Origin of the sequence: Empedobacter sp. UBA3475 (genome assembly GCF_002378465.1) — a bacterium.
Taxonomy (GTDB): Bacteria; Bacteroidota; Bacteroidia; order Flavobacteriales; family Weeksellaceae; genus Empedobacter; species Empedobacter falsenii_B.
In genome coordinates this window covers 133820-159675 of record NZ_DFRA01000009.1, presented here as the reverse complement: position 1 = coordinate 159675, position 25856 = coordinate 133820, and the positions used below count along the sequence as shown (strand labels likewise).

Below are 25856 nucleotides of genomic sequence, written 5' to 3'. Positions count from 1 at the left end.
GTGCTTAAATAATAGTGTCCAGAACATTGTAATTCATATAATTTAATATCTCCAATTATATAAGACTTTTTAAAATCAGAACTGCAAGAGTAAAATAATAAGAGAAATAAAATTAGATATTTCATAATTGTAATAGTTATGACGAATATAATTCTTTTTAAGTTGAAGATAAAATTTTTGAAAAACTCATCATTTTACGCTATTTTCGACGAATTCTTTTCAAAATTACAAAACTATAAGTACGCTATGGAAGCAACCAGAATTTTTGATTTACCAAAACGTCAGCTGGAAAAGTTTCCTGATTTATCCATGTTTGTATCCAAACAAAATGGAGAATGGAAACCAATGAAAACCACAACTTTTTTAGAACATGTTGATGCAATCTCAAAAGGATTAATCGCTTGTGGAGTTCAACCAGGTGAAAAAGTGGGATTAATCTCAGAAAATCGTGTCGAATGGAATATGATAGATTATGCGATACAACAAATCGGAGCTGTTGTGGTAGCGATTTATCCGAATATTTCTGACAGCGATTACGAATATATTTTTAGCGATTCGGCTATAAAATTGTGTTTTACAAGTAATCTCGATTTGTATACGCGAATCAATCAACTCAAAACAAAATTGCCTTCATTAGAGCAACTGTACTCGATTGATGAATTTGAAAATACAGAAAGTTGGAATGTTTTAATCGAAAAAGGAAAAACAATTCAACAAGAAGAAATAGACAAACGTGCCGCAAATGTAAAGCACGAAGATTTAGCTTTTTTAATCTATACATCAGGAACAACGGGAAATCCGAAAGGTGTGATGTTGTCGCACAAAAATATTATTGCAGATGTTATGGCTTGCGAATATTCAACACCACTTGATCCTTATGATCGTGCTTTGACCTTTCTTCCTGCTTGTCATGCGTATGAGCGAACAATTCAGTATTTGTATGTGTACATGGGGATTTCGATATATTTTGCAGAATCGATGGAGAAGATTGGCGATAATTTAAAAGAAATTAAACCGCATATGATTACGGCTGTTCCTCGTGTGATTGAAAAAGTTTATGAAAAAATCATGCAAACGGGAGCTCAATTATCAGGTTTTAAGAAATCTATTTTTGATTGGGCTGTAAAAGTTGGCGATGAGTTTGTGTTAGAAGATGATCAGCGTTCTACAATTTATAATTTGAAATTAGCAATTGCCCGAAAATTAGTTTTACACAAATGGTACGAAGGACTTGGTGGCGAATTAAAAGCCATTGTAACGGGAAGTGCAGCGATTCAACAACGAATTGTTCGCGTATTTTTAGCTGCCGAAATTCCAATTTATGAAGGTTATGGATTGACAGAAGCTTCGCCAGTAATTGCGGTGAATTGTTTTCGTCGAGGTAAAAAGATAGGAACTGTTGGACCTCCGTTGAAAGGTGTTGAAGTAAAATTGGCTGATGATGGCGAAATTTTAGTAAAAGGTGATATTGTGATGATGGGTTATCATAATTTACCAGAAAAAACTGCCGAAGAAATCAAAGATGGTTGGCTATACACGGGTGATATTGGAGAATGGATAGACAATAAATTCTTGAAAATTGTTGACCGTAAAAAAGAAATGTACAAAACTTCGGGAGGGAAATATATTGTTCCACAACAAATCGAAATGAAAATGGTAGAATCGCCATTCATCGAGCAATTGATGGTTGTTGGAGAAGGTGAGAAGTTTCCTGGAGCTTTTGTGGTTCCGAGTTATACAAATCTAAAAAAATGGTCGCAGTCAAATGCTCTTGAAATTGTAAATCTTCCTCATGATGAATTTCAGAAAAGCGATGTTGTCAAAAAGAAATTAGAAGAAGAAATCAATCAACTGAATAATCATTTTGGACATTGGGAACAAATCAAAAAGATTGCAATTATTCCAAATGAAATGACCGTAGAAGGTGGAGAATTAACGCCAACGTTAAAATTTAAACGTAAAATTATTTTAGAAAAATACAAGAAACAATACCAAGAAATTTTTGGATAATTAATAAGAGTCTCAGTTTTTTGAGACTCTTTTTTATAACCTTTAATTAAGATTAAAATCTATATTTTTGTAAAAACAAAATCAATTGAATTCAGTTAAAGTTTACGCAAAACAAACAAGCAATTGGGGATTATTATTCGGTAGTCTTTTATTTTTTGCTTGTTCAATTTATTTATTTCTAAACGCCAATCAAGTTAATTCTCCGCAAACTGCAAAAATTTTAAGCGGAGTTTTATTTGTTCCAAGTTTACTATTCATCATCGTTTCAATCAAAAAATTGATGAAAAAACAATTGATTTTATTGATTGATAAAAAAGGAATTGTTTACAAACCTACGGATCATTTGAATTATATTGAATGGGGAAAAATTTTAGAAATTGAAGAACTGAAATTGCCTCGCCAACGTGTCATTAATATAAAAATTATTGATGCAGACGATTTTATCCATAACGAAACGCAGAAATTCTTACAAGCACGTATGAGATTTTGGAATAAAATGTATGGCGCTGTTGTTTCGTTTGACGCAAATACTTTAGATAAAAATCACTTCGAAATCATGAATCTTTTTGATGAATTTATGGAAGATTATAAGATTTCTACAGCTTCAAAAAATGATTAATTCGAAAGAATAGACTATTTTTGCAGCATGCAAATCGATTTACTTTATAAAAATTTGGGCATCAAAGATATGAATGCAATGCAACGTTCAGCATTCAAAATGTCCGAAAATCAACGAGATTTAATTTTATTATCACCAACAGGATCTGGTAAAACATTGGCGTTTTTATTTCCGACTTTAAGAGATTTAAATCCAGATGTAAAAGGTGTTCAAACCTTAATTTTAGTTCCTGCGCGTGAGTTAGCTTTACAAATCGAAACAGTTTTCAAATCGATGAAGTCTGATTATAAAGTAACGTGTTGTTATGGAGGTCACAATACAAAAGTTGAGCAAAATACTTTGTTAGAAGCTCCAGCTGTATTAATTGGGACTCCAGGACGTATTGCGTATCATTTGCGTAACGAAAATTTTGATCCTTCGACTGTTCAAACTTTAATTTTAGACGAGTTTGATAAAGCGTTAGAATTAGGTTTTCAAGAAGATATGAGCTTTATTGTAGAGCAACTTTCTGGTTTGAAACAACGTATTTTGACTTCTGCTACAGAAATGGAAAATATTCCAGAATTTGTTGGATTGAATGACGAAAAAATTGTGAGCTATCTAAAACAAATCGAGGTAAAGCCTGATTTACATATGAAAGTGGTTAACACCATTTCAGAAGAAAAATTGGATACTTTATTTAATTTGATTTGCAAAATTGGAAGCAAACGCATGTTGATTTTCTGTAATCACCGTGATGCTGTCGACCGTATTAGTAATTTGTTGCATGAAAAAGGAATTGCGCGTGAAAGTTTTCATGGTGGAATGGAACAAGACGAACGCGAACGTGCGTTACTGAAATTCAGAAATGATTCGGTTCGAGTTTTAATTACAACAGATTTGGCTGCGCGTGGTTTGGATATTCCAGAAGTAGATTCGATTATTCATTATCAATTACCTGCAAAAGAAGCCGCTTTTATTCACAGAAATGGACGTACAGCACGTATGAATGCGAAAGGTTTTGTGTATTTAATTATTAGCAATGAAGAACATTTTCCGTTTGTAAATGAAAATTTACCTGTCGAAAATTTAGGTGGAACATATAAGATTCCAGAACGTACACCTTACCAAACGATTTATATTTCTGCAGGAAAAAAAGACAAAGTAAACAAAGTTGATATTGTTGGATTTTTGTTCAAAAAAGGAGGTTTAGAAAAAAACGATGTCGGAATTATTGAGGTAAAAGATACCACTTCGTATGTTGCGATTAACCGTAAAAAAGTTCCGGACTTATTGAAAAAATTGAACGGTCAAAAAGTAAAAAATAAGAAAGTAAAAATGCAAATTGCATATTAAAAATAGAATTTTATGTTAGCACACCACGTACTATTTTGGTTAAAAGATGACGCTACAGAAGCTGAAGTGAATACATTTCATCAAGCTTTGAAAGATTTAGAACCAATTGCTCCTTCAGTATTTTTTCATGTTGGAACACCAGCAAATATCGAAAGAGATGTTATCGACGCTTCGTATTCGTTTTCTTTGTTTGCAGCTTTCGAAACGATGGAACAATTTGAGACGTATCAAAAACATCCACAACATATCGAGTTTTTGAATGGTCCAAATAAATTAGCAAAACGAGTATTAATCTATGATGCAGATTAATCGTTAGAAAAATATAACCTTAAATCCGTCATTTGACGGATTTTTTTATTTTCTAAAACTTTATAAATCAAGTTTATTTATAATTAATTATACTTATTTTTGTACAAAATATTGTACATATGTTGATAACAAATATTTCTGAATTTAGAAAAGATATTAAAGAATATTTTGATCGTGTGACGAATAATTTTGAAACATTGATTATTAATCGTGGAAAAAATTCTGGTGTTGTTATTATGTCATTAGAAGAGTATAATTCGCTAATGGCTACGAATCATGAGCTTTCTTCTCGCAAAAATGAAGAGCGTTTGGATGCTGCAATTGAGAAATTAAAAACTCAGAAAACGTTTACAAAGGAGTTAATTGAAGAATAGATGAAAATCGTTTTTGTTGATGAATCATGGGAAGATTATTTGTATTGGCAAAAAACAGATAAATCTAAATTGAAAAAGATCAATGAATTGATTAAAGGTATTGCTCGAAATCCTTTTGATGGTCTGGGGAAACCAGAAGCTTTGAAACATAAATATGCAGGATTTTGGTCGAGAAGAATAGATCATGAACATCGGTTAATATATCGTGTTGTAGAAGATGAAATTCAAATTGCGAAATGTCGTTTTCATTATGATTGATATACTTCTTTATCAATCAACAATATAATCTATCATACAATAATCACGAATTTCTATCAAAATAAGCAAATAATCGTTACAAATACCCGTAAATTTGCAAATGATTTCTGAAAAGGAAATCAATAGAATTTAAGCAATGATTATAGAGACAGAAGAAGAGTTAATCGGAATGAAAAAAGTCAGCGAAGCTGTAGCCGTTACTCTTAAAGAGATGAAAGATTATGTAAAACCTGGAATGTCAACAAAAGAATTGGACGATTTTGGTGCGAAGATTATGCACAAATTTGGTTGCAAATCAGCTCCTTTCGAGACGTATCAATTTCCTGGTTATACTTGCTTAAGCGTGAATGAAGAAATTTGTCACGGAATTCCAAGAGCCGATAAAATTTTGAAAGACGGAGATGTGGTTAATATTGATGTTTCTGGAGAATTAGGTGGTTTTTGGGCTGATAATGGAGGTTCTATTGTTGTTGGAGAAGATGTGAATGGTTATCAAAAAATTGTTGATGCATCTATTTCTGCGCTTCAAAAAGCAATTGCGGCTGTAAAATCTGGAGTTAAAATCGCTGATATTGGTGGAATTATTGAGAAAGAAGCAAAAAAACATCATTATCATGTGATTGAGAATTTAACTGGTCATGGAGTAGGGCGTTCATTGCACGAAGAACCATTGGATTTGATGAATTTCAGAGACCCTGATGATAAACGTCGATTCCGTAAAAATTCAGTTATTGCATTGGAAACTTTTATTTCAGAAAATTCTTACGAAGCAATTGAGCAAGCGGATGGTTGGACAATGATAGGAAATGCACCTGGCGTTTTTGCACAACACGAACATACTGTTTTGGTTACTTCTGAAGGTCCTATGATTTTAACGCACATGAATGGTAATTGGTAAAATTATATGAAGAGAAACGAATATATTAAAGTAGACCGCGAAGTGGTCAAAAAAATGAGCGAAGATATTCAGGCTTATTTAACAGAAAATAAGTTGGAACGTGTAAAAACTAAGGATATGATGCCTTTCTTAATTGAAAAAGGATATTTTCCTCACGACCGTAAAAAAGGATATCCTTTGCGTCAGATTCTAACAGATTTGAAAAAATCGGAAGAATTACATTTATTACCGCAAGCATTTCCAGAATATTTGGAAATCGAGAATAAAAAAACATCTACCTACTGGTATTTTAGTCCAGTAAAATAATATTAAACACTTCTATTGAAGTGTTTTTTTTATTGCTAACAAATTCAAAATCTTTACTTTTTGGAATATTAATTGATACAATTTGATCGTTTATTAGATGAAAAATCAAGCTTTTTAATTTCTTATCTTATGTCAATGAAATCTCGCTGATGACTGAGCTAAATTTGTCCTATCAAAATAAATAATTAATTAAAAACAATCAAATAATCATTCGTTATGAAAAAATTATTATTCACGTTAATGTTATCAGCAGCTTCAATGTCTGCATTTGCTCAAAATTATACAAATGATAAAGCGCACTCAAAATTAGGCTTTTCTGTTTCTCACATGACAATTTCTGATGTTGAAGGACAATTCCAAAATTTTGATGTTCATTTAAACTTTACAAAAGAAGATTTAAGCGATGCAAAATTTCATGTAGTTGCAGATATCAATTCAATCAATACAGGAGTTGAGGCACGTGATAATCATTTAAAATCAGCAGATTTTTTCAATGCAGCAAAAAATTCAAAACTAGAATTCTCTTCAAAAGGAATTACACGTGTTAAAGGAAATCAATTTAAAATGGTTGGTGATTTAACATTAAACGGAGTAACTAAACCAGTTGCATTAAAATTAGTTTACAACGGAAGCATCAACAATAACGGAGTTAAAACGTACGGATTTACAGTAAAAGGAAATGTAAAAAGAAGTGATTTTAACATCGGTGGTAATTTCCCAGAAGCTGTTGTAGGTGATGTTGTTACATTAACATCAAACTTAGAATTTTCAGCTTCAAAAGCTAAATAATAATAAATAAAATATATTATAAAAATCGTGGATTTCAATACGTTAAAATCAATTACTTCAAGTTTTTCTACAACTGATAAAATGCCAGTTTTATTTTTAGGACATGGCTCTCCGATGAACGCAATCGAAGAAAATATTTTTGTAGAAGGATGGAAGAAGATTGGAAAAACAATCCCAAAACCAAATGCGATTATTTGTATTTCGGCACATTGGGAAACGAAAGGAACTAAAGTTACGGCTTTAGAACAACCCAAAACGATTCACGATTTTTATGGTTTTCCGCAAGCTTTATTCGATGTTGAATATCCAGCGCCAGGAAGTCCAGAATTAGCAACAGAGGTCAAAAATTTAATTAAAACAACAGAGGTTGATTTAGACAAAATGTGGGGATTTGACCACGGCTCTTGGAGTGTGATTAAATTTTTGTATCCAGAAGCAGATGTTCCGATGATAGAACTGAGTTTGGATGTTTATAAAACGCCAAAAGAGCATTACGAATTAGCGAAGGAATTAGACGCTTTGCGTAGTAAAGGGATATTAATAGTAGGAAGTGGGAATGTTGTACACAATTTGAGAGCATTAAATTGGAGCGAGCCAAATGCTGGTTATGATTGGGCTTATGAAGTGAATGATACATTCAAGAATATTGTTCAAACAGGTAATCACGACGAATTGTTCAATTTTGTACAAAAAGGTAGCGCATTTAATCTTGCTGTCCCATCTATGGAACATTATTTGCCAGCTATTTACGCATTAGCATTACAAGGAAAAGAAGAGGAGCTAACACTTTTTAATGATAAACTAATTTATGGATCATTAGGAATGTTATCATTCAAAATAGGATAAATAAAATCAATTTAAATAACAAATAAAAACAAAACATTATGGCAACAAAATGGAATTTAGACCCTTCTCATTCAGAAGTCCAATTTAAAGTAAAACACATGGTAATTTCTACAGTAACAGGAAATTTTGATCATTTCAATGCTGATGTAGAAGCTAATTCAGATGATTTTTCTGATGCAAAATTTGAATTTGATGCAAAAGTAGATTCAATCAATACAAAAAATGCAGATCGTGATGGACATTTAAAATCAGCTGATTTCTTTGCTGCTGAGCAATTTCCAGAAATGAAATTTGAAAGTACTTCAGGTATTCAAAACGGAAAAATTAATGGAACTTTAGAAATTCGTGGTGAAAAACAGCCAATTACATTAAATGCAGATTTTGGTGGAGTTATCACTGATCCATGGGGATTACAAAGAGCTGGATTCGAATTTTCAGGAGAAATCAACCGTAAAGATTACGGATTAGGATGGAGCCAAGTAACAGAAGCTGGAGGATTAGTGGTTTCTGATAAAGTAAAATTATTGGTGAATTTAGAGTTTACTCAAGCCCAATAATCATAATTTTTAATAGCAAAAAAACCACTTCAAACGAAGTGGTTTTTTTTGTGTTATTTATTTTTGTTCTCCCAAAAAGTAGCATTTTTAATTCCGATTTCTGTAGGATTAAAATCAGGATTTTTAATTCCTTTTTTACGTTTGTCTTTATAATCTTTCCAGACCTTAAGCCCAACTCCGCTTAATAATAAAATAGCAATAATATTTACCCAAGCCATCAGACCAACACCAATATCTCCAATTGCCCAAGCAGTTTCAGCAGTTTTGATTGTTCCGTAATACGTAGCACCTAAAAAACAAATACGTAAAATCCATACATATACTTTTCTATTTCCTTTCTTGAAAATGTATGTAATATTCGTTTCAGCATAATAGTAATAAGCCATAATCGTTGTAAAAGCAAAGAAAAACAAAGCAATCGCAACAAAACTATTTCCGAATGAAGGAAAATGACTTGAAACAGCTGCTTGCGTAAAACCTGTATAATCTACTCCAGGAAGATTTTGAGTAATGAAACTTCCCGCTTTTTCTGGGTGATTCACATTGTATTTTCCTGTAAATAAAATCATAAAAGCAGTTGCAGTACACACAAATAATGTATCGATGTAAACAGAAAAAGCTTGTACCAAACCTTGTTGTGCAGGATGGTTTACTTCCGCAGCCGCAGCCGCATGAGGAGCAGTTCCTTGACCAGCTTCGTTAGAATAAATTCCACGTTTTATTCCCCAAGCAATTGCAGATCCAAAAACACCACTATAAAGTGATTCTTGATTGAAAGCTGATGAAAAAATTAATCGTAAAACTGATGGAACTTGATGGATATTCATTCCAATAATAATGATTGCCATTAAGATGTAAGCGCCTGCCATAAAAGGAACGATAAATTCAGAAGCTTGTCCCAAACGTTTTACACCTCCAAAAATAATCAAGGCTAATAATCCAATAATGACGAATCCTACAATGTTGATTGGAATTCCTACAAAATTATAAATAGGAATATCAAACGCGTTATTCAAAGCAGATGAAATACTATTCGACTGAACGCCTGGTAATAATAATCCACAACTCATAATTGTAATGATTGCAAACAAAACCGCGTACCATTTGATTCCTAAACCTTTTTCGATGTAGTATGAAGGACCTCCACGATATTCTCCATCGATTTCTTGCTTGTAGACCTGTCCTAATGCAGATTCTATGAATGCAGATGCACTTCCTAAAAATGCGATAAACCACATCCAAAAAATTGCTCCAGGGCCTCCCATTGCGATTGCGGTTGCAACACCAACAATGTTTCCGGTTCCGACACGACCAGAAATTGCTAAAGAAAAAGCTTGGAAAGGAGTGATTCCTTTGTCCGATTTTTCGCCACTAAATAGCAAGCGAACCATGTCTTTTATGTAGACTATTTGTAAAAATCCGGTGCGAATAGAGAAGTAAATTCCTGTTAAAGCGCAAAGTCCAATCAAGGCATATGACCAAACGTAGCTACTTATTAGATTGATGATATCATCCATTTGAGTAAAAAATTTTGTTCTTGTGTTTATTTGTGGTGCTAAAATGCTAAAAAAATCTTAATTATAAGATTTAATCTGTTTATTTATTCGAAAAAATAAATACAAGCAAGAATTTTATTCTAAATTTTGAAGATATATTATTTAAACCTTTAGTTTGATAAAAGGTGTGTAATTGGTTAAATACAAATAAAAAAGGTTGCAAATTACTGTAACCTTTTTCTGTTTTTTTATTATGATCGAATGATTTTTAGTTTTGCAAAATTTAAGAGTAATTTTTTTTCTCCTGCATTATCAAAATGAATAATTGCTTTCATATCTGATGGTTCTCCTTGCAAATCTTTCACAATTCCTCGTCCAAAACGATCGTGAACAACAACTTGACCAACTTGCAAACCTTGTGCATTTGCTGTTGATGAAGCGTTACTTTTTGTTTGATTTACTGGTTTGAAATTTGACCTTGGTTGAGCTGGTTCTACACGAGCTCTTGGATTTGGTCTTGCAACTGATTTTTCTCGTTGTTGATAGTTTTGTGGTGTTGGTTCATCTCCAAATAAATCAGCCGATAATCCACTATTATTAGAAGCTCTTGCAGAAATATTCAGATTTTTCCATTCTAAGAAACTATCATCAATTTCTTCTAAGAAACGAGAAGGTTCACAATCGATAATTTTTCCCCAACGAAAACGTGAAACAGAATAGGTCATATAAGCCACTTTCTCAGCGCGTGTTAAGGCAACATAAAATAAGCGACGTTCTTCTTCTAATTCAGCGCGCGTGTTAACACTCATCATAGAAGGGAAAAGATTTTCTTCTAAACCTGCAATAAATACAACAGGGAATTCTAAACCTTTTGCTAAGTGGACCGTCATCAAATTGACCTTATTATCGTCATCTTCTTCGTTATCCGCATCAGTTGCCAAAGCAATATTTTCTAAGAAACCACCTAAAGAAGCATCTCCTTCGTCTAATTGTTGTTGTTCTTCGACATAACCTTGGATCGAATTTAACAACTCTTGAACGTTCTCTAAGCGAGAAACACCTTCTGGTGTAGAATCTTCTTTCAACGCATTCAACAATTGTGTTCTTTTAGCCATTTCCATTGTTACTTCATACACATCATGTGATTTTAGCATCACTTGGAAACGCTTAATCATCAACACAAAATCATTCAATTTGTTTGATGTTCCTGCATTTATTCCAATGGTTGGAGCATACATCGCAATATTTTCAATCAAAGAAAATAAACTAATTTGATGTTGATCTGCCGCAACCAAAAGTTTTGAAATAGTCGTTTGACCAATTCCACGTGCCGGATAATTGATTGTTCGCAATAAAGCTTCTTCATCATTTTGATTAATCAATAATCGCATATAACCAACCATATCCTTAATCTCTTTGCGTTGATAGAAAGATGTTCCGCCATAAACACGGTACTGAATTCCTCTTTTTCTCAAGGCTTCTTCTAACGCACGAGATTGTGCATTGGTACGATAAAGAATAGCAAAATCTTTTGGTTGAAGATGTTCATTTATCTGTCTTTCCCATATCTGCGTTGCAATATAACGCGCTTCATCAGCATCAGAAAGTCCACGATAAACGGCTATTTTTTCACCAGTTTCATTCGCAGTCCAAACATTTTTTTCTAATTGATCTTGATTTTGTTTGATAATCTGATTCGCAGCTTCCACAATCATTTGCGTCGAACGGTAATTTTGTTCCAATGGATACAATTTCGCATCAGGATAATCGGATTTGAATGATAAAATATTTCGAATATTTGCACCACGGAAAGCATAAATAGATTGCGCATCATCACCAACTACACATAGGTTTTCGTAACGAGAAGCCAATGCTTTTACAATCAAATATTGAGAATGATTGGTATCTTGGTACTCATCTACCATAATGTATTTGAAACGTTCTTGATATTTTGCTAAAACCTCAGGAAAACGCGTCAAAATTTCGTTGGTACGCAACAATAAATCATCAAAATCCATTGCACCAGATTTGAAACAACGATCTACATAAGCTCTGTAAATATCACCCATTCGAGGGCGCATTGCTTCATTATCTGCTTCAATTAAAGCTTGATTATTGTGATAAGCTCTAACTGTAATCAAGTTATTTTTGTATTGAGAAATACGTCCCAAAACTTGTTTTGCTTTGTAAATATCTTTATCTAAATGCATTTCGTTAATAATCTTTGTCATTACAGAAACTGCATCTTGTTGATCGTAAATTGTAAAATCTGATGGATAACCTAAAAGCGGAGCTTCAACACGTAGAATACGCGCAAAAACAGAGTGGAAGGTTCCCATCCAAAGTGCTTTTGCATTCGCTTCACCAACCACATGTCCGATACGTTCTTTCATTTCTCGGGCAGCTTTATTGGTAAATGTTAAAGACAATATATTGAAAGCATCAACTCCTTTATTTAGTAAATGAGCAATGCGATAAGTTAACACTCTCGTCTTTCCAGAACCCGCACCCGCAATTACCATTACTGGACCTTCGGTAGCTTCTACAGCCAAACGCTGTGGTTCGTTCAGTTTTTCTAAATAATTTTCTTCCATCGTGTGCAAAGTTAACCTTTGTGGTGTAAAGGATAAAATAATTTTGAAAGATTATACATTTTCTTATATAGATATATTGTTAATTATACGTTGTTATAAAGATTTACTATCAAGAGATAGAAAAAACGTACGAATTGAAAGTTGTTTCGTTACATTGATAAGGAAATATTCTGTATATTTACACAAATTTTTTATATGACAGACGAATCAGTAAAATCAAGTAATTACGAAATAGTAAAGCAAGTGTTTACGAATTTTTTGGAAGACAATGGACATCGTAAGACACCTGAACGTTATGCTATTTTAGAGGAAATTTATTTTACAGATGATCATTTTGATATTGATATGTTGTATATCAAAATGAAAAATAAGAAATACCGCGTTAGTCGTGCTACTTTATACAATACTATCGAGCTTTTGATGGAAGCAAAATTGGTGCGTAAACATCAGTTTGGAGATCAACAAGCGCATTACGAAAAATCATATTTCGACAAAAATCATGACCATATTATTTTGTCTGATACAGGAGAAGTATTGGAGTTTTGTGATCCAAGAATCCAATCTATCAAACAAACGATAGAAGATATTTTTGATATCAAAATTGATAATCATTCATTATATTTTTACGGAACTCGTAAGAATAAATAACCTTGATTTTATAAAATAAAAAGACCTTTTACGATTTCGTAAAAGGTCTTTTTTGTTATTTTTAATTAGAAAATTGATCTAACAAATCAAAAGAAGGAACAAAAAATAAAGTTCCAGTTTTAGCTTTACTAAAATCTAATATTCGATCATAGTTTCCGATAGGTTCACCAACAAACATGCGTTCTAACATTTCTTCTACAATGCTAAACTTTCTAGCATAAGCAATAAAATAGGTTCCCATTTCATTTGTCGACATATTTCCAAAAGGCATATTATCGCGAACAATTTTTTTGTCATCTCCAACATTTGCTAATGCAGAATGTGAATTCGAGGGTTTTTCATCGTCATTCATTTCAATATCATCAACTTTAGATCTTCCAATTACTTTTTCTTGTTCAGAAATTGGTAAATCTTTCCAAGCTTGCATATCATGAATGTATTTTTGCACAAATAAATAACTTCCATTTGTATAAGCAGAATCTTCATTGCCAATCAAACCAAAATTTATTCTTTCGTTACCTTGTGGATTTTCAGTTCCATCAACAAAACCTAAAATACTACGACCATCCCAATATCTAAAACCATGAATTTCTTCTTGACAAGTAGCAACATCATTCAATAAATCAGTCAAATTAGAAACAATATCAACGCAATAGCTTTGTTGCGTAGAGCGGATATGAAAATGAATATCGCCTTTTGTAGAAACGGCTTCATGCTTTTCTCCTTTAATGGCAACAAAAGGTTTTAATTCTTTCGGCAAAGGTTTTGGTAAATTTAATTTTATCCAAGCATCGTAACTAATTCCTAAAATAACGCTCGATTGCGTTTTCGGAAAACGTGTATTGGCTGAATGATTGAGATTGATAATTAAAGCGCAAAGCTTTTTGAAAGCATCTTTGTAAGCAGTATTTTCCTTAAAATTCCAAACCATAAAAATAGTATTGGTGTTTGGACTGTCTAATACATTTTGATATTGAGGCATTTAATAGATTTATAAAATTGAATATGAAGTTAAGAATTTTAAAACTGAATTTGATGAATAATCGTTATTTTTTTAATTAAATTAAGACTTGAAAATCTATCATATTGATTAAAATATTATGAAAATTTTAAGTATTAAAGCACGTTTTAACGTAATAATTAATTTTTAGGACTAAAAAAATAATACTAATTTTGGCTAGCACTTTTTTGAAGTGAAATAGAGATTAAATAAAAATAATAAGTAATTGTTAATTAATTATATAAATAGAAATAAAACAGGCTTGAAAGTTGCTTTTTTACTTTCATGTTTTATGACGATAAGTGCTTTTGCGCAACAGAAACCTAAAAAAGAAAAAGTTAATCTAAGGCATGCTGATTTAGTAGAACATGATCCGAAACGTTTTGAGGGAAATGATTTTTTATCAGGAAATGTTGTAATCGAATATAAAGGTGATGTAATTTCGGCTGATAGTGCGGTTTTGTATCGTGATAAAAACTTGGCTGTTGTTTGGTCGAATGCACGTTTGGTGAGCAAAGACAAAACAATTACGGCGCATAAAATGGAGTATGACGGAAACACAACAATTGCAAAAGCTTTCAAAGATGTGGTGTTGACTGATCCAAGTTCTCGTATTACGGCAGATTATATGGATTATAATCGTACAACCGAGATTGCGACTGGTATTGGGAAAGTAGAAGTGAAGATACCTACGCAACAAATAAGTTCTGAGAAAATGATTTACGAACGATTGACAGGAAATATTATTGTAAATGATACTTACAAAACAATTGGTTCTGATGGAACTTTAGTCGAAGGACGAAATGTTGTGTATAATGTAAAGTCTAAATCGGCAAATTTTGGTTCAGAAGTTTTTATTACGAATAAAGATTATACGATTTATTCGAGAAAAATGACGACGAATGATATTACGGGAATTACAACTTTCCGCGATTATTCTAAAATTACACGTCGAAATGATCCATCACAATATATCATTACTTCGGATGGAGATTTTAATAAAAAAACAGGTGAAGCTTGGTTAAGAGGAAATTCAAAAGTTTATTATCAAAACAAAACGTTGACGGCTAAAAAACTTTATTTCAACGATAAAACAGGTTTTGGTAAAGGTGAAGGCGATGTTTTTTTGGATGATCCATTAGAAAAAAGATTTTTGAAAGGTGATTACGGAGAAGCTTTTAAATACTTAGATTCGGCTTTTGTAACGAAGAACGCGTATGCTGTGAAAGCGTTTGATAAAGATTCGCTTTACATAAGTGCTGATACGTTGTTGGCGGTAAAACGTCACGATGTTGATTCGACTTCATTGGTGAAAGCTTTTCATAAAGCGCGTTTTTACAAATCGAATGCGAACGGAAAAGCAGATTCTTTGGTGTACAATCAAACTAAAGGATTGATGCAATTTTACAAAGATCCAATTTTATTTTCTGGTGATAACCAAGTTACAGGAGATTATATCGAAGCGTATACAAATGCGAAAACAGAAAAATTAGACTCGATGAAAGTGTTTAATAATGCTTTTGTGATTGCTAAAGTGGATTCGCTTGTGGAAAATGAATATCATCAAATCAAAGGAAAATATTTAACTGTTCTTTTTCAGGATGATAAAATTGATTTTATAAATGTAGAAGAAAATGCTGTCGCGTTGACGTACATGGATGATACGGATCAAAAAACGAAAGTGAAAGAACGTTATGGAGTTAATATTTCTTATTGCGGAATTATAGAAGTTGATGTTGTAGGAAAAGATGTTGAATTGGTTGCATGTCGCATAAAATCGGACGGAAAAATGTATCCATTGTCTAAATTTCCTGAAGAAATGCGTTATTTACCCGATTTTAAATGGCGAATTTCTGAACGATTAAACACTTGGCGAGATATTTTTATCGAATCGAAATAATCTTTTCATAAATTAATCGTTTAATTTCTAAAACTATAAATGAAAACTACATCTATCATATTATCTATTCTATTATTATCAAGTTGTTATACTTACAAAGCTTTTGATCCTGACGAATATGCTTTGGAAATGTCTAAAGGCAATAATCAGACGGCTAACTCTAATGAAAGAAGTCGTTCCAGAGCTGATATTGCTGAATTGAGAAGAGAACGCAAAAGTCCTAATGAAAATGCAATTAGTTCATCTCTTTCAGAAAGTAAAGAAAAATTAGCTGCATTAAAAGCTAAAAAACAAGAGAATAAAGAAGAGAAAGTAGCGATAGATCCTTCTACAATTAATATTTCGGATGTTATCAAACCCGATCAATTTTATAAAGTAGATGCGCAAGGAAAAGAATATACAATAGAGGCAAAGCAATGGAAAGCTGATACCTTATATGCTGTTGTAAAAGGAACAGAAAAAGAATTGAAGTTTCATAAAAATGATATTTCATCGTTCAAAATAAGAAAATTTTCGAAAGGTAAATCAGATGCTCTTACTGTTGCAGCGTATGCAATGGGCGGTGCAGCTGTGCTTTTTTTATTAAAATAAAATGGGAACATTAAAAGAAGGATTTTTCAAATATCAGGCGCAAACAACAAATTTTGCATCTGGTTTTGAAGTCGATTACGCAAAGGGCTCTTATATCTATGGAAAGGATGGAAGAGCCTATCTTGATTTTGTGGCTGGCGTTTCGGTGAATACACTTGGACATAGCCATCCGCGTATCAATCAAGCGATTATAGATCAGGTAAACAAATATATGCATGTCGCTGTTTATGGTGAATATGCGCAAGAAAAACCAGTCGAATTATGCAAGCGATTGGTTGATTTAACACCAGAAGGATTGGATCAAGTTTATTTGGTGAATTCTGGAACAGAAGCGATTGAAGCTTCGCTTAAATTAGCGAAACGTTTTACAGGTCGTCGTCAATTGATTTCTTTTCGTAATGCCTATCATGGGAATACACATGGTTCATTAAGTGTTTCGGGTGATGAACGTAAGAAAGCTGCTTTCCGACCATTGTTACCAGAAGTTTATTTCATCGATTTTAATAACGAAGAAGATTTACAAAAAATTACCAAAGAAACGGCTGGTGTTATTGTAGAAAGTATTCGTGGTGCTTCTGGTTTTAGATTACCAGAAAATGATTTCTTTATCAAGTTGAAAAAGCGTTGCGAAGAAGTTGGTGCATTATTGATTATGGACGAAATTCAGCCAGGATTTGGACGTACAGGGAAATTGTTTGGTTTCGAGCATTTTGGTGTTGTGCCAGATATTGTGGCAATGGGAAAAGGTATGGCAAGTGGTTTACCTGTTGGTGCGTTTATGACTTCTGATAAAATTATGAGTTCTCTTAAGCAAAATCCTCAATTGGGACATATTACGACTTTCGGAGGAAATCCTGTGATTGCAGCTGCAGCTTTAGAATTACTAAATGTTATAGAAGAAGAGAAATTAATGGATGATATTGATCGTAAAGAACAATTATTCAGAGAAAATCTTCAGCATCCAAAAATTAAGAAAATTCACGGAAAAGGTTTGATGTTAGCTCCTGAGTTATCATCGCCAGAATATACGTTGCGCGTTCAGCAAGAATGTATGAATAGAGGCTTGATTCTTTTCTTTTTAATGTATAGCATCGAGAATTTACGAATTACACCGCCAATTAATATTTCGGATGAAGATATTATAAAAGGTTGTGATATCTTAAAATCTGTATTAGACGATTTAGATTAAATTTTAATAAACAAAAAAGAGAATCATAATTGATTCTCTTTTTGTTTAACTCTTTCTTCCATACAACAATATTCTCTTAAAGGAATAAATTGCAGGAAAAGTCTTATAATATTTCTTAATTCTCGTTTTAAATTCTGTCGTAAATAATTCTTGATGTTTAGTCGTTAAACGCTCCATATAAGGAATCAAAGCAGAACCAGAAATGAAATTATAAAATTCTGTTTCGTCATTTCCGTAAATTGGATAAACTTTCATGTTTATGTTCAAATCCTTCAATCCATTATCAAATATGATTTTCGCATAATCATCTATCGTTAACAAAGGAGAATCTCGATGAAAATTATTCAAATAATCCGCAAAAGGTTTTTCTCGTGCTAAATCACTCAAAATAACATTCAATACATTATCTTTTTGACAAGGCATTTGCACTGCAAATTGTCCATTAACATTCAGTTTTGAGATTAATTTAGGAAACAATTCTTCATGATTATCCGACCATTGTAACGCTGCATTACTAAAAATTAAATCCCAAGTTGTATCTGAATTTGCAAAATTTTCAATCGTTTGTTGTTGAAATGTAAGATTGGCTAAATCAAATTCTTTTGACTTTTCGAGCATTTCCTTAGAAGAATCAATTCCTAAAAAATTAGCATGTTCAAATTTATTAGCGAGAATTGCTGTTTGTTCGCCAGTTCCACAACCTACATCTATGCAATTTTTCAAATTATTAGTAGAAATTAAATCCGCTAAATCATAAAAAGGTTGATAACGAATATTTTTGAATTGATTATATCTTTCGGGATTCCAAGGCATTTTATTGAGTTTTGAATGTGATTAAAGTTAATGAAATTTTATAATACTTAATCCACTGTGTATTTTGAATAAAAATTTGTCAGTTCGAGTGATTTGAAGAAATGAAATGAATAAAAATTCTAAAAGAATTTTACTCGAATTGACGGTTTAATTGCTAAAATTATCAAAATGCACAATAGGTAATATTATGATTAATGTAGTTTTTAACATATAATTATTCTAAAATGTCGTTTATTTGAATTTTGTAAGAATAAAGATGAGTCAAGAATTAGAAACTATTGCAGATTATTATAATAAAATTAGTTTAGAACAAGCCGAATTGATGAATTCTGCTAACTTTGAACACGATAAAGCGCATTTTAATATTTCTTTGCGTAAATATTGTAGTTTTAAAAGTCCATATAGTCGGCGAGATTATTACAAAATCAGTTTGTTGATTGGTGAAGGAATTTTTAAATATGGAAATAATGAAAGATATATTTCTAAACCGGTTTTATTTCTTCCATCTCCGCATATTTCTTATACTTGGGAATGTAAATCGAGTTTGCAAGAAGGTTATTTTTGTTTATTCAATCAACAATTTTTTTCTGAAAATAAAGAGTTTGATGTCTTCAAAAAAACATCTTTGTTTAAAGATTGGAGTTCTCCTTTTATTGAGATTTCTGATGAACAATTGCCTTTGATTTTGTCTTATTTTCAGGAAATGTATCGTCTTAATCAATCCAATTATCAATTGAGATATTTTAGTATTCGTAATCATTTATCTGCTATTTTTCATTATGTTTTAGAACAAAAAGTTGATGAAATACATGCGGTTGAATTGCCATCAAATGTGAGATTGTATAAGAAGTTTGATGAATTATTAAATAAACAATTTCCACTAGATTCACCTGCTCATCCACTTATTTTGAAAACACCCGCTGATTTTGCAACGAAATTAAATATTCATGTAAATCATCTCAACTCATCTGTGAAATCTGTAACAAAACAAACAACGACACAAATTATTAAACAGAAAATAGTTGAAGAAGCTAAAAACCTGTTGTTGTATACTGATTGGGATATTGCGCAAGTTGGTTATACATTAGGTTTTGAGGAACCTGCTCATTTTAATAATTTTTTTAAAAAACATACTTTAACTTCTCCATTAAAATTTAAACAAGAAAATTAATTTATTTGATTTTTGTAATTTTTTATTTGTCTTTTTTAATTCCTCAATTTCACATTCATTTTACTTTTGCATAGTAAAAAATGATTTATGTTGAGAGAAGCATCAGAAAAAAGGAAAAAAATTATAAGTATACTTGGTTTCTTTTCGATTCCAATTTCGGGATTTGTAACAGATATCTATTTGCCGTCATTTCCGTCGATGGCAAAATCGTTGATAGTTCCAGAAAGTAGTATTCAATTAACTCTGACTTGTTTTTTATTGAGTTATGGTTTATCTCAATTGTTTATTGGAAGTATTTTGGATGCAATTGGACGATATTATCCAAAAATTGTAGCATTATTTGTCGTATTAATCACAAGTTTAGTTATCGCGAGTACAGATAGCATTTTGTTGATTTGTTTTCTTCGAATTATTCAAGGAATTTCAGTTGCGATTATTGTTATTGCAACTCGAGCACTTTTTATTGATATTCATACACCAGAAAAGGCGAAACATTATTTAGGTTATTTCACGATTGTTTGGTCATGCGGACCTATTTTGGCTCCATTTTTAGGTGGATATTTAGAAAAGTTGTTCAATTGGCATGCGAATTTTTATTTTTTAGCTATTTACGCTGCTTTAATTTTAATTTTTGAATTGATTTTTAGTGGGGAAAGTATTGTTGAAAAGACTAAATTGAATTTGAAAAACGTTATTGATACTTATAGAATGATGCTTAGCAATCAATTATTTATAGTTGGAATTATGATACAGGCTGTTGCTTATTCTATTGTAATGATTTTCAATATTATTGGTCCGTTTTTAATTGAAAATACCTATCATTTTAATTCTGTAGTGATTGGTTATTCAACTTTAATTTTAGGTTTTTCGTGGATGATTGGCGGATTTGTAGGAAAGAAAAGAATGCATCTTGACTTTAAAGAAAGTATAGCTTTACCTATTATTGTACAATTAGTTTTGATTTCTCTTTTGATTATCGCAGGTTTCTTTGTTCAAAATCTATTTGTTTTATTATTCTTTGCGTTTTTCATTCATATTTGTTCGGGAATTTTATTCACATCATTCTTTACTTCAAATATGATGGCTTTTCCTAAAAATGCTGGTGTTGCTGGTGGTTTGATGGGAGGAATGACGTATATTATTACTTCGCTTACAAGTTTTATTATCTCAAGTACTGGTAAAGTTGATACTCAAAATGGGTTAGCAATCCGATACTTTATTTTTTCATTTCTATTATCTGTAATTATTTACGTTATGTATAGAATGAAGAAATCTACACGAAAAAAAGCTATAATCGTATAATTAAATCCGAGCGAATGCTCGGATTTTTAACATATTATTTTCTTTAAATACTCTTTTAAATCTTAAAACCAAATTCTTAAGGTTTATTAAACGTTTAAATTTCTTGTAACTGTTAACTTTTTTATGACTTTTAGTTAAAGCTTTCTTAATTATTAAGTAACACCATATTGTGAGGTAAAAAATAATTTTGGGTTTCAAATAAAACATATACATGAAACTTAATTTATTTCAACTATCAGCAGTTGTTTTTGTGATGGGAGCAACTACTGCAGTTTATGCACAGGGAGATTTAGCAGGTATATCGGGAAAAATTACTGATGTTAATGGATTCGATTTGCACAATGTAACCATTGTTGTGAAAAATGAATCGACAGGATTTACAGCTTCTACGAAAACGAATGAAAAAGGAGAGTATAACTTAAAGCAGTTGCCATTAGGTTCTCCTTATACAGTTACTATTATTTCGGAAGAACATGGTGAGGAGATCTTAGAAGGATATAGTTTGAATCAAGGAGATTTAATTTGGGTTCCGTTCAAATTTACAAATGGAACGACTGAATTGAATGAAGTGATGGTAAGTGGGCAAACTTTAAAAAGTTCTATTAAACAAGTTGGTGCGTCTACTTCTGTATCGGCAAAAGATTTACAAACTTTACCTGTAAATGGACGAAATTTCACTTCTTTAATAGATTTATCTCCGTTGAGCAATGGAACAAGTATTGGTGGTCAATTATCTTCGTCTGTTGATTATACGATAGATGGAATGTCTAATAGAGGTACTATTGCAGGAGGTTCTACTTCGTCTTCTTATTCTATTTCGATGGAAGCGATTCGTGAGTTTAAAGTGGTAACAAATGAATATGATGTAACAAACGGGCGTGCTGGTGGTGGAACAATTAGTACTGTTACAAAGTCTGGGACGAATAAAATGCAAGGAAGTGCATTTTTGTATGGTCGTACAGATTGGCTTTCGAGTCCGTATGATATTCGTGGAAATAAACGAGATAATGAGTTCTCTACTTATCAATATGGTTTTTCTTTGGGAGGACCAATTAAGAAAGATAAAGCGCACTTTTTTGTTGCTTGGGATAGACAAGTTGATAAACGTCCATTATTCATTGCAAATATTAATAATGAAAGTGATGAAGCTTTATTTAATGTAACGCAATCTACTTTAGATCAATTTTTGAGCATTGCGCGTGAAAAATATGGCGTTTCAAATAATCCTCAATTTGGATCATTTAACAAGAATAAAGATACAAATGCTGCATTTTTACGTTTAGATTGGCAGATTAATGCAAGAAATTTATTAACGCTTCGTAATAATTTTGTACACGAAAAAGATTTATTATCAGAAGGTGATAATACAAGAATCAATATGTACGAATCGTATATTGATCGTAAGAAAACTGATAATAGTTTGATGTTATCGTTGAGAACTGATATTAATGATGATATTACAAATGAATTAAAAGTTCAGTATTTTTTAGAGAACCAATCTGTATTAGCATCAAAGGAATTACCAACTGCATCTATTCCGCGTGCGATTGTAGAAGGAATTAGTTCTACGATTAATGGTAAAAATCAGTTTACAAATATTCAGTTAGGTGGACAACGCTTTTCACCAGAATGGTTTAAAGGGGATGTGGTGCAATTGGTGAATAATATTTACATCAATCGAAATAATATCAAATATACTTTTGGTGGAGATTTCTCGTATTACAGAATGGTAAATGTGTATGGTAGTGAAATGAACGGACGTTTTTATTTTACTGGTATGGACAATTTCAAGAACATGACGCCCTATCGTTATGCAAGAGAGATTAGATTAACGGACGATCCATCTACAGTTATTAATCAACTAAGTTCTGCTGTTTATGGACAAATGGAAACAGAAATTTCTCCAGGTTTAGATTTGATGGCTGGTTTGCGTGTAGAGAATATGCAATACTTGAATGGCGCAAACTATAATGAAGTTGCTGATAAACAATTGGGTGTTAGAACAGATAATAAAATCAATACGTGGCAAATACAACCTCGTTTTCAATTGACGTGGGATGTTAATCAAAATAGAAAAGATTTCGTGAAATTTGGAGGAGGAATTTTTGGTTCTTCACTTAATCCTTATTCTATGATTAATAATATGTTATTTGATGGAACAAAGGTTGCTGCTGTAGATATTGAAGGAGCTTTAGTGCCAACGCCAGATTTTATCGGTTATAGACAAAATCCTGATACTGCTCCAGGAAAAGATTTGTTCAATAATCCTAACATTGAGAAATTAATCACAATAAATGCGAATAGTAAAGATGCGAAAGTGCCAACTGTGTATAAATTAAATGCTTCTTATAACCATTTCTTTAGTGATCGTTTGCGTGTCGGAATTAGTGCTTATGCAAACTGGGCGCGTAATAACTACATGTATGTGGATCGTAATATGGTTGACGAACCTTTTTTTAGAATTGCGGAAGAAGCGAATCGTGGTGTTTATGTGCCTGCAGCGTCTATTAATACAAAAAATGGAGCAGCAAACTGGGTAAATGGTAGAAAAACGAAAGATTTAGGTCGCGTTTTAGAATTAATTAGTGATGGTAAAAAAGATCAATATGCATTTGTGTTAGATGGTATGTATCGTTATTTCAAGGATGGACAGATTTCTGTTTCATATACTTGGAATGATTCGAAAGATAATACTTCTTATAATGGTAATGTTGCGAATACAGCGACGTTGAGTTTGATGGTTGCTGAAGATCCTCGAAATTTAAGTAAAATGAATTATTCTGATACACATTTCCGTCATAAACTGGTTGTGTATGGACAATCACCAACTTTTTGGGGAATGACTGCTGGTATTCGTTTTAGTGGAATAGGAGGAACTCGTTATTCGTTGGCAGTGAATGGTAACATGAATGGAGATTTTGTGAATTCGAATGATTTGGCTTATATCTATGATCCAAATAGTGCATCAACACCAGATTATTTAAAGAAAGGAATTCAGGCAATTTTAGATAATCCAGAAGTAGAAAAACATACAAAAGATTATATCCGCAAAAGTTTTGGAAAAATAGCAGAAAGAAATGGAGGTATTAATGGGTTTGCTGGAACGTTTGATTTGCGTTTAACAAAGAAGTTCAATATTATTGAGAAGCATAAATTTGAAGTTGGTTTTGATATTTTCAATGTAGCGAATTTATTGAGTAAAGATTGGGGTGTTGGTCCTCGTATTGGAAAGCAAAATATTTATTCAATTAAAAGTTTTGATGCGACAGAGAAGCATTTTGTATATAATGTAAATACTAATACAGGAAAAACAAGTTATGCGTTTAGTCCTTATCAAATTCAGATAGGATTTAGATATAGTTTTTAATTATCATTTTTATGAAAAGAATAATTAGTTTATTGAGTGTTTTAGCCACAGTTGCTGTGGCTAATGCTCAGTTGCATACGGTTGATATTAAGAGTTTTGATGAGTTGAAATCATATTTTGAACAAGATGAAAATAAACCTGTTATTATTTCGGGACATAGAGGAGGTATGATGCCTGGTTATCCTGAAAATAGTATTGAGGCTTTTGAGAAAACCTTGTCTATTATGCCTTCTTTTTTTGAGATAGATCCTCAACTTACAAAAGATTCTGTTCTTATTTTGATGCACGATGATACCTTGAATCGTACGACAAATATGCAAGGAAAGGTAAAAGATTATACCTATGCTGAAATAAAACATGCGAAATTAAAAGATAGGGAAGGAAAGTTGACTGATTTTAAAATTCCGACACTAAAAGAAGCTTTGGATTGGAGTCAAGGAAAAACTATTTTTCAATTGGATAATAAAGGTGTTCCGTATGCAACTTATGTGAAATTTCTGAAAGAAAATCCTTATCCTAATGTAGTTTTAGGTTTGCGAAAAGATGATGAGGTTGCTTATTATGCAAAACATCTTGAGTATGTAATGTTTATGAAACCTTTTCATTCGATGAAAGATGTTGAAAGTTTTGAGAAACTAAATGTTTCGTATGATAGAATGATTGCTTGGATTGGTTTGGAAGTGAAAGAAGAACAAAAAGAAATGATAGCTTATTTGCGTAAAAAAGGTGTTATGGTGATGATTGCCATTGCGCCTTCTACGGATAAATTGCCAACCGATATAGAAAGGGCAAGGGGTTATATTCAGCATTTAATTTCTCGACCAGATATTATTGAAACAGATTATCCTTCGCAATTCATTAACTACAAGTAATTTTATTAAAATATTTAGCAGAATACATCCTATTTGTTTCGAATAGGATTTTTTTTTGGTTAACTAAATTTATTTCAGTTGTGCATTCTTCATGTAAAAAGATTCTTTTCATTTTGTGATTTTAGAGTCTTGGATGATTACAGCCTTATTATCTTCTTGAGAGGCTATTTTCTTCATTTATACAACAAGCTTTGTGAGTTAAATGCTTAATATATGGTATTATATTTTATTTATTTGTAAATTAGTCATTATTAAATAATTACCAATGTGTATTGTTTTTATAAAAGCTGTAGTATGAAGGAAACAGAATTTACATTTTTGGAACTTCAGCAAATCTATGCGGAGTTTGTAGAACGTTATAGTACAAAGGATTTTAAATTGACTAAAGATGAGTTGATGACGGATCAAGAGGTTGCTGAATTGTTTGGTATATCTGAAAAGACTCTGGATAGGTGTCGCAAAAAAGGTGAGATTAAGTTTTTTAGATTAGGTTCTAAGAACTACTATTTGAGGAGTTTATTGTTTTTGGATATTTTGAAGAGGTATAATGATTGACAATTTTATGTGGGTCATTTAACTTTAATATTCCTAAGGCTAAATATGATTAGATTA

At 31.9% G+C, this 25856-nt stretch carries 24 protein-coding genes; 20 read left to right on the top strand and 4 right to left on the bottom strand.

Annotated elements, in window-relative coordinates; all coding sequences use genetic code 11:
* The first annotated feature begins 246 nt into the window (after nt 1–246).
* The 11 genes from B3I31_RS02705 (at nt 247) to B3I31_RS02655 (ending at nt 8301) form a co-directional block, all read left to right on the top strand.
* Entirely contained in the window at nt 247–2010 is a 1764-nt protein-coding gene (locus B3I31_RS02705) for an AMP-dependent synthetase/ligase (protein WP_221855060.1), read from the top strand.
* An 85-nt stretch (nt 2011–2095) separates the two neighbouring features.
* On the top strand, nt 2096–2629 hold the full coding sequence (locus B3I31_RS02700; RefSeq protein WP_221855062.1) for an STM3941 family protein: 534 nt from the start codon (nt 2096–2098) through the stop codon (nt 2627–2629).
* Nucleotides 2630–2656: 27 nt separating this feature from the next.
* Nucleotides 2657–3964 carry a DEAD/DEAH box helicase gene (locus tag B3I31_RS02695; RefSeq protein WP_180906721.1) on the top strand — a complete coding sequence of 436 codons (1308 nt, stop codon included), beginning with the start codon at nt 2657–2659 and terminating at the stop codon, nt 3962–3964.
* 12 nt (nt 3965–3976) lie between these two features.
* On the top strand, nt 3977–4273 hold the full coding sequence (locus tag B3I31_RS02690) for a Dabb family protein (protein WP_221855064.1): 297 nt from the start codon (nt 3977–3979) through the stop codon (nt 4271–4273).
* A 119-nt stretch (nt 4274–4392) separates the two neighbouring features.
* The gene (locus tag B3I31_RS02685; RefSeq protein WP_221855065.1) at nt 4393–4647 is read left to right on the top strand and encodes a type II toxin-antitoxin system Phd/YefM family antitoxin; all 255 of its coding nucleotides are present in this window, start codon (nt 4393–4395) and stop codon (nt 4645–4647) included.
* Complete coding sequence (locus B3I31_RS02680; RefSeq protein ID WP_221855067.1) at nt 4648–4905, top strand: Txe/YoeB family addiction module toxin; 258 nt, start codon at nt 4648–4650, stop codon at nt 4903–4905.
* Nucleotides 4906–5041: 136 nt separating this feature from the next.
* A complete protein-coding gene (gene map, locus B3I31_RS02675; protein WP_291051740.1) occupies nt 5042–5803 on the top strand; it encodes a type I methionyl aminopeptidase in 762 nt (253 codons plus the stop codon).
* Nucleotides 5804–5809: 6 nt separating this feature from the next.
* Nucleotides 5810–6109, top strand: coding sequence for a hypothetical protein (locus tag B3I31_RS02670; RefSeq protein ID WP_125350083.1), 300 nt, complete (start codon nt 5810–5812; stop codon nt 6107–6109).
* Nucleotides 6110–6325: 216 nt separating this feature from the next.
* Nucleotides 6326–6898 (top strand): YceI family protein, encoded by a 573-nt coding sequence (locus tag B3I31_RS02665; protein WP_221855071.1) that lies wholly within the window; start codon nt 6326–6328, stop codon nt 6896–6898.
* 27 nt (nt 6899–6925) lie between these two features.
* Nucleotides 6926–7744, top strand: coding sequence for a 4,5-DOPA dioxygenase extradiol (ygiD, locus tag B3I31_RS02660; protein ID WP_221855074.1), 819 nt, complete (start codon nt 6926–6928; stop codon nt 7742–7744).
* 38 nt (nt 7745–7782) lie between these two features.
* On the top strand, nt 7783–8301 hold the full coding sequence (locus tag B3I31_RS02655; RefSeq protein ID WP_125350085.1) for a YceI family protein: 519 nt from the start codon (nt 7783–7785) through the stop codon (nt 8299–8301).
* Between the two features lie 53 nt (nt 8302–8354).
* On the opposite strand, the gene B3I31_RS02650 is transcribed toward B3I31_RS02655, so the two are convergent.
* Nucleotides 8355–9818 carry an alanine/glycine:cation symporter family protein gene (locus B3I31_RS02650; RefSeq protein ID WP_221855076.1) on the bottom strand — a complete coding sequence of 488 codons (1464 nt, stop codon included), beginning with the start codon at nt 9816–9818 and terminating at the stop codon, nt 8355–8357.
* Nucleotides 9819–10048: 230 nt separating this feature from the next.
* Nucleotides 10049–12391, bottom strand: coding sequence for an ATP-dependent helicase (locus B3I31_RS02645; protein ID WP_286494898.1), 2343 nt, complete (start codon nt 12389–12391; stop codon nt 10049–10051).
* Nucleotides 12392–12586: 195 nt separating this feature from the next.
* On the opposite strand from B3I31_RS02645, the gene B3I31_RS02640 reads away from it, so the two are divergent.
* A complete protein-coding gene (locus B3I31_RS02640; RefSeq protein WP_038331681.1) occupies nt 12587–13039 on the top strand; it encodes a Fur family transcriptional regulator in 453 nt (150 codons plus the stop codon).
* A 61-nt stretch (nt 13040–13100) separates the two neighbouring features.
* Here B3I31_RS02640 and B3I31_RS02635 read toward each other — a convergent pair whose 3' ends face one another.
* Nucleotides 13101–14021, bottom strand: coding sequence for a Dyp-type peroxidase (locus B3I31_RS02635; protein WP_115000647.1), 921 nt, complete (start codon nt 14019–14021; stop codon nt 13101–13103).
* A 244-nt stretch (nt 14022–14265) separates the two neighbouring features.
* Between B3I31_RS02635 and B3I31_RS02630 the strand changes: the two genes are divergently transcribed.
* From B3I31_RS02630 to B3I31_RS02620, 3 genes are read left to right on the top strand one after another with little or no spacing between them, the layout of a single operon-like run.
* Nucleotides 14266–15939 carry an OstA-like protein gene (locus B3I31_RS02630; RefSeq protein ID WP_291048470.1) on the top strand — a complete coding sequence of 558 codons (1674 nt, stop codon included), beginning with the start codon at nt 14266–14268 and terminating at the stop codon, nt 15937–15939.
* Between the two features lie 39 nt (nt 15940–15978).
* Nucleotides 15979–16530 (top strand): hypothetical protein, encoded by a 552-nt coding sequence (locus B3I31_RS02625; RefSeq protein WP_291048466.1) that lies wholly within the window; start codon nt 15979–15981, stop codon nt 16528–16530.
* A gap of 1 nt (nt 16531) precedes the next feature.
* Entirely contained in the window at nt 16532–17719 is a 1188-nt protein-coding gene (locus B3I31_RS02620) for an aspartate aminotransferase family protein (protein ID WP_221856827.1), read from the top strand.
* Nucleotides 17720–17764: 45 nt separating this feature from the next.
* Here B3I31_RS02620 and B3I31_RS02615 read toward each other — a convergent pair whose 3' ends face one another.
* Complete coding sequence (locus B3I31_RS02615; protein ID WP_291048463.1) at nt 17765–18532, bottom strand: methyltransferase domain-containing protein; 768 nt, start codon at nt 18530–18532, stop codon at nt 17765–17767.
* Nucleotides 18533–18788: 256 nt separating this feature from the next.
* On the opposite strand from B3I31_RS02615, the gene B3I31_RS02610 reads away from it, so the two are divergent.
* The 5 genes from B3I31_RS02610 (at nt 18789) to B3I31_RS02590 (ending at nt 25799) form a co-directional block, all read left to right on the top strand.
* Complete coding sequence (locus B3I31_RS02610; protein WP_125349466.1) at nt 18789–19703, top strand: helix-turn-helix domain-containing protein; 915 nt, start codon at nt 18789–18791, stop codon at nt 19701–19703.
* A gap of 87 nt (nt 19704–19790) precedes the next feature.
* Nucleotides 19791–21005: an MFS transporter gene (locus B3I31_RS02605; RefSeq protein ID WP_291048458.1), complete on the top strand. Its 1215-nt coding sequence runs from the start codon at nt 19791–19793 to the stop codon at nt 21003–21005.
* Nucleotides 21006–21216: 211 nt separating this feature from the next.
* A complete protein-coding gene (locus tag B3I31_RS02600) occupies nt 21217–24372 on the top strand; it encodes a TonB-dependent receptor (RefSeq protein ID WP_291087459.1) in 3156 nt (1051 codons plus the stop codon).
* An 11-nt stretch (nt 24373–24383) separates the two neighbouring features.
* Nucleotides 24384–25244, top strand: coding sequence for a glycerophosphodiester phosphodiesterase family protein (locus B3I31_RS02595; protein ID WP_291048451.1), 861 nt, complete (start codon nt 24384–24386; stop codon nt 25242–25244).
* 294 nt (nt 25245–25538) lie between these two features.
* Nucleotides 25539–25799: a helix-turn-helix domain-containing protein gene (locus B3I31_RS02590; protein WP_125349469.1), complete on the top strand. Its 261-nt coding sequence runs from the start codon at nt 25539–25541 to the stop codon at nt 25797–25799.
* The last annotated feature ends 57 nt before the right edge of the window (nt 25800–25856 follow it).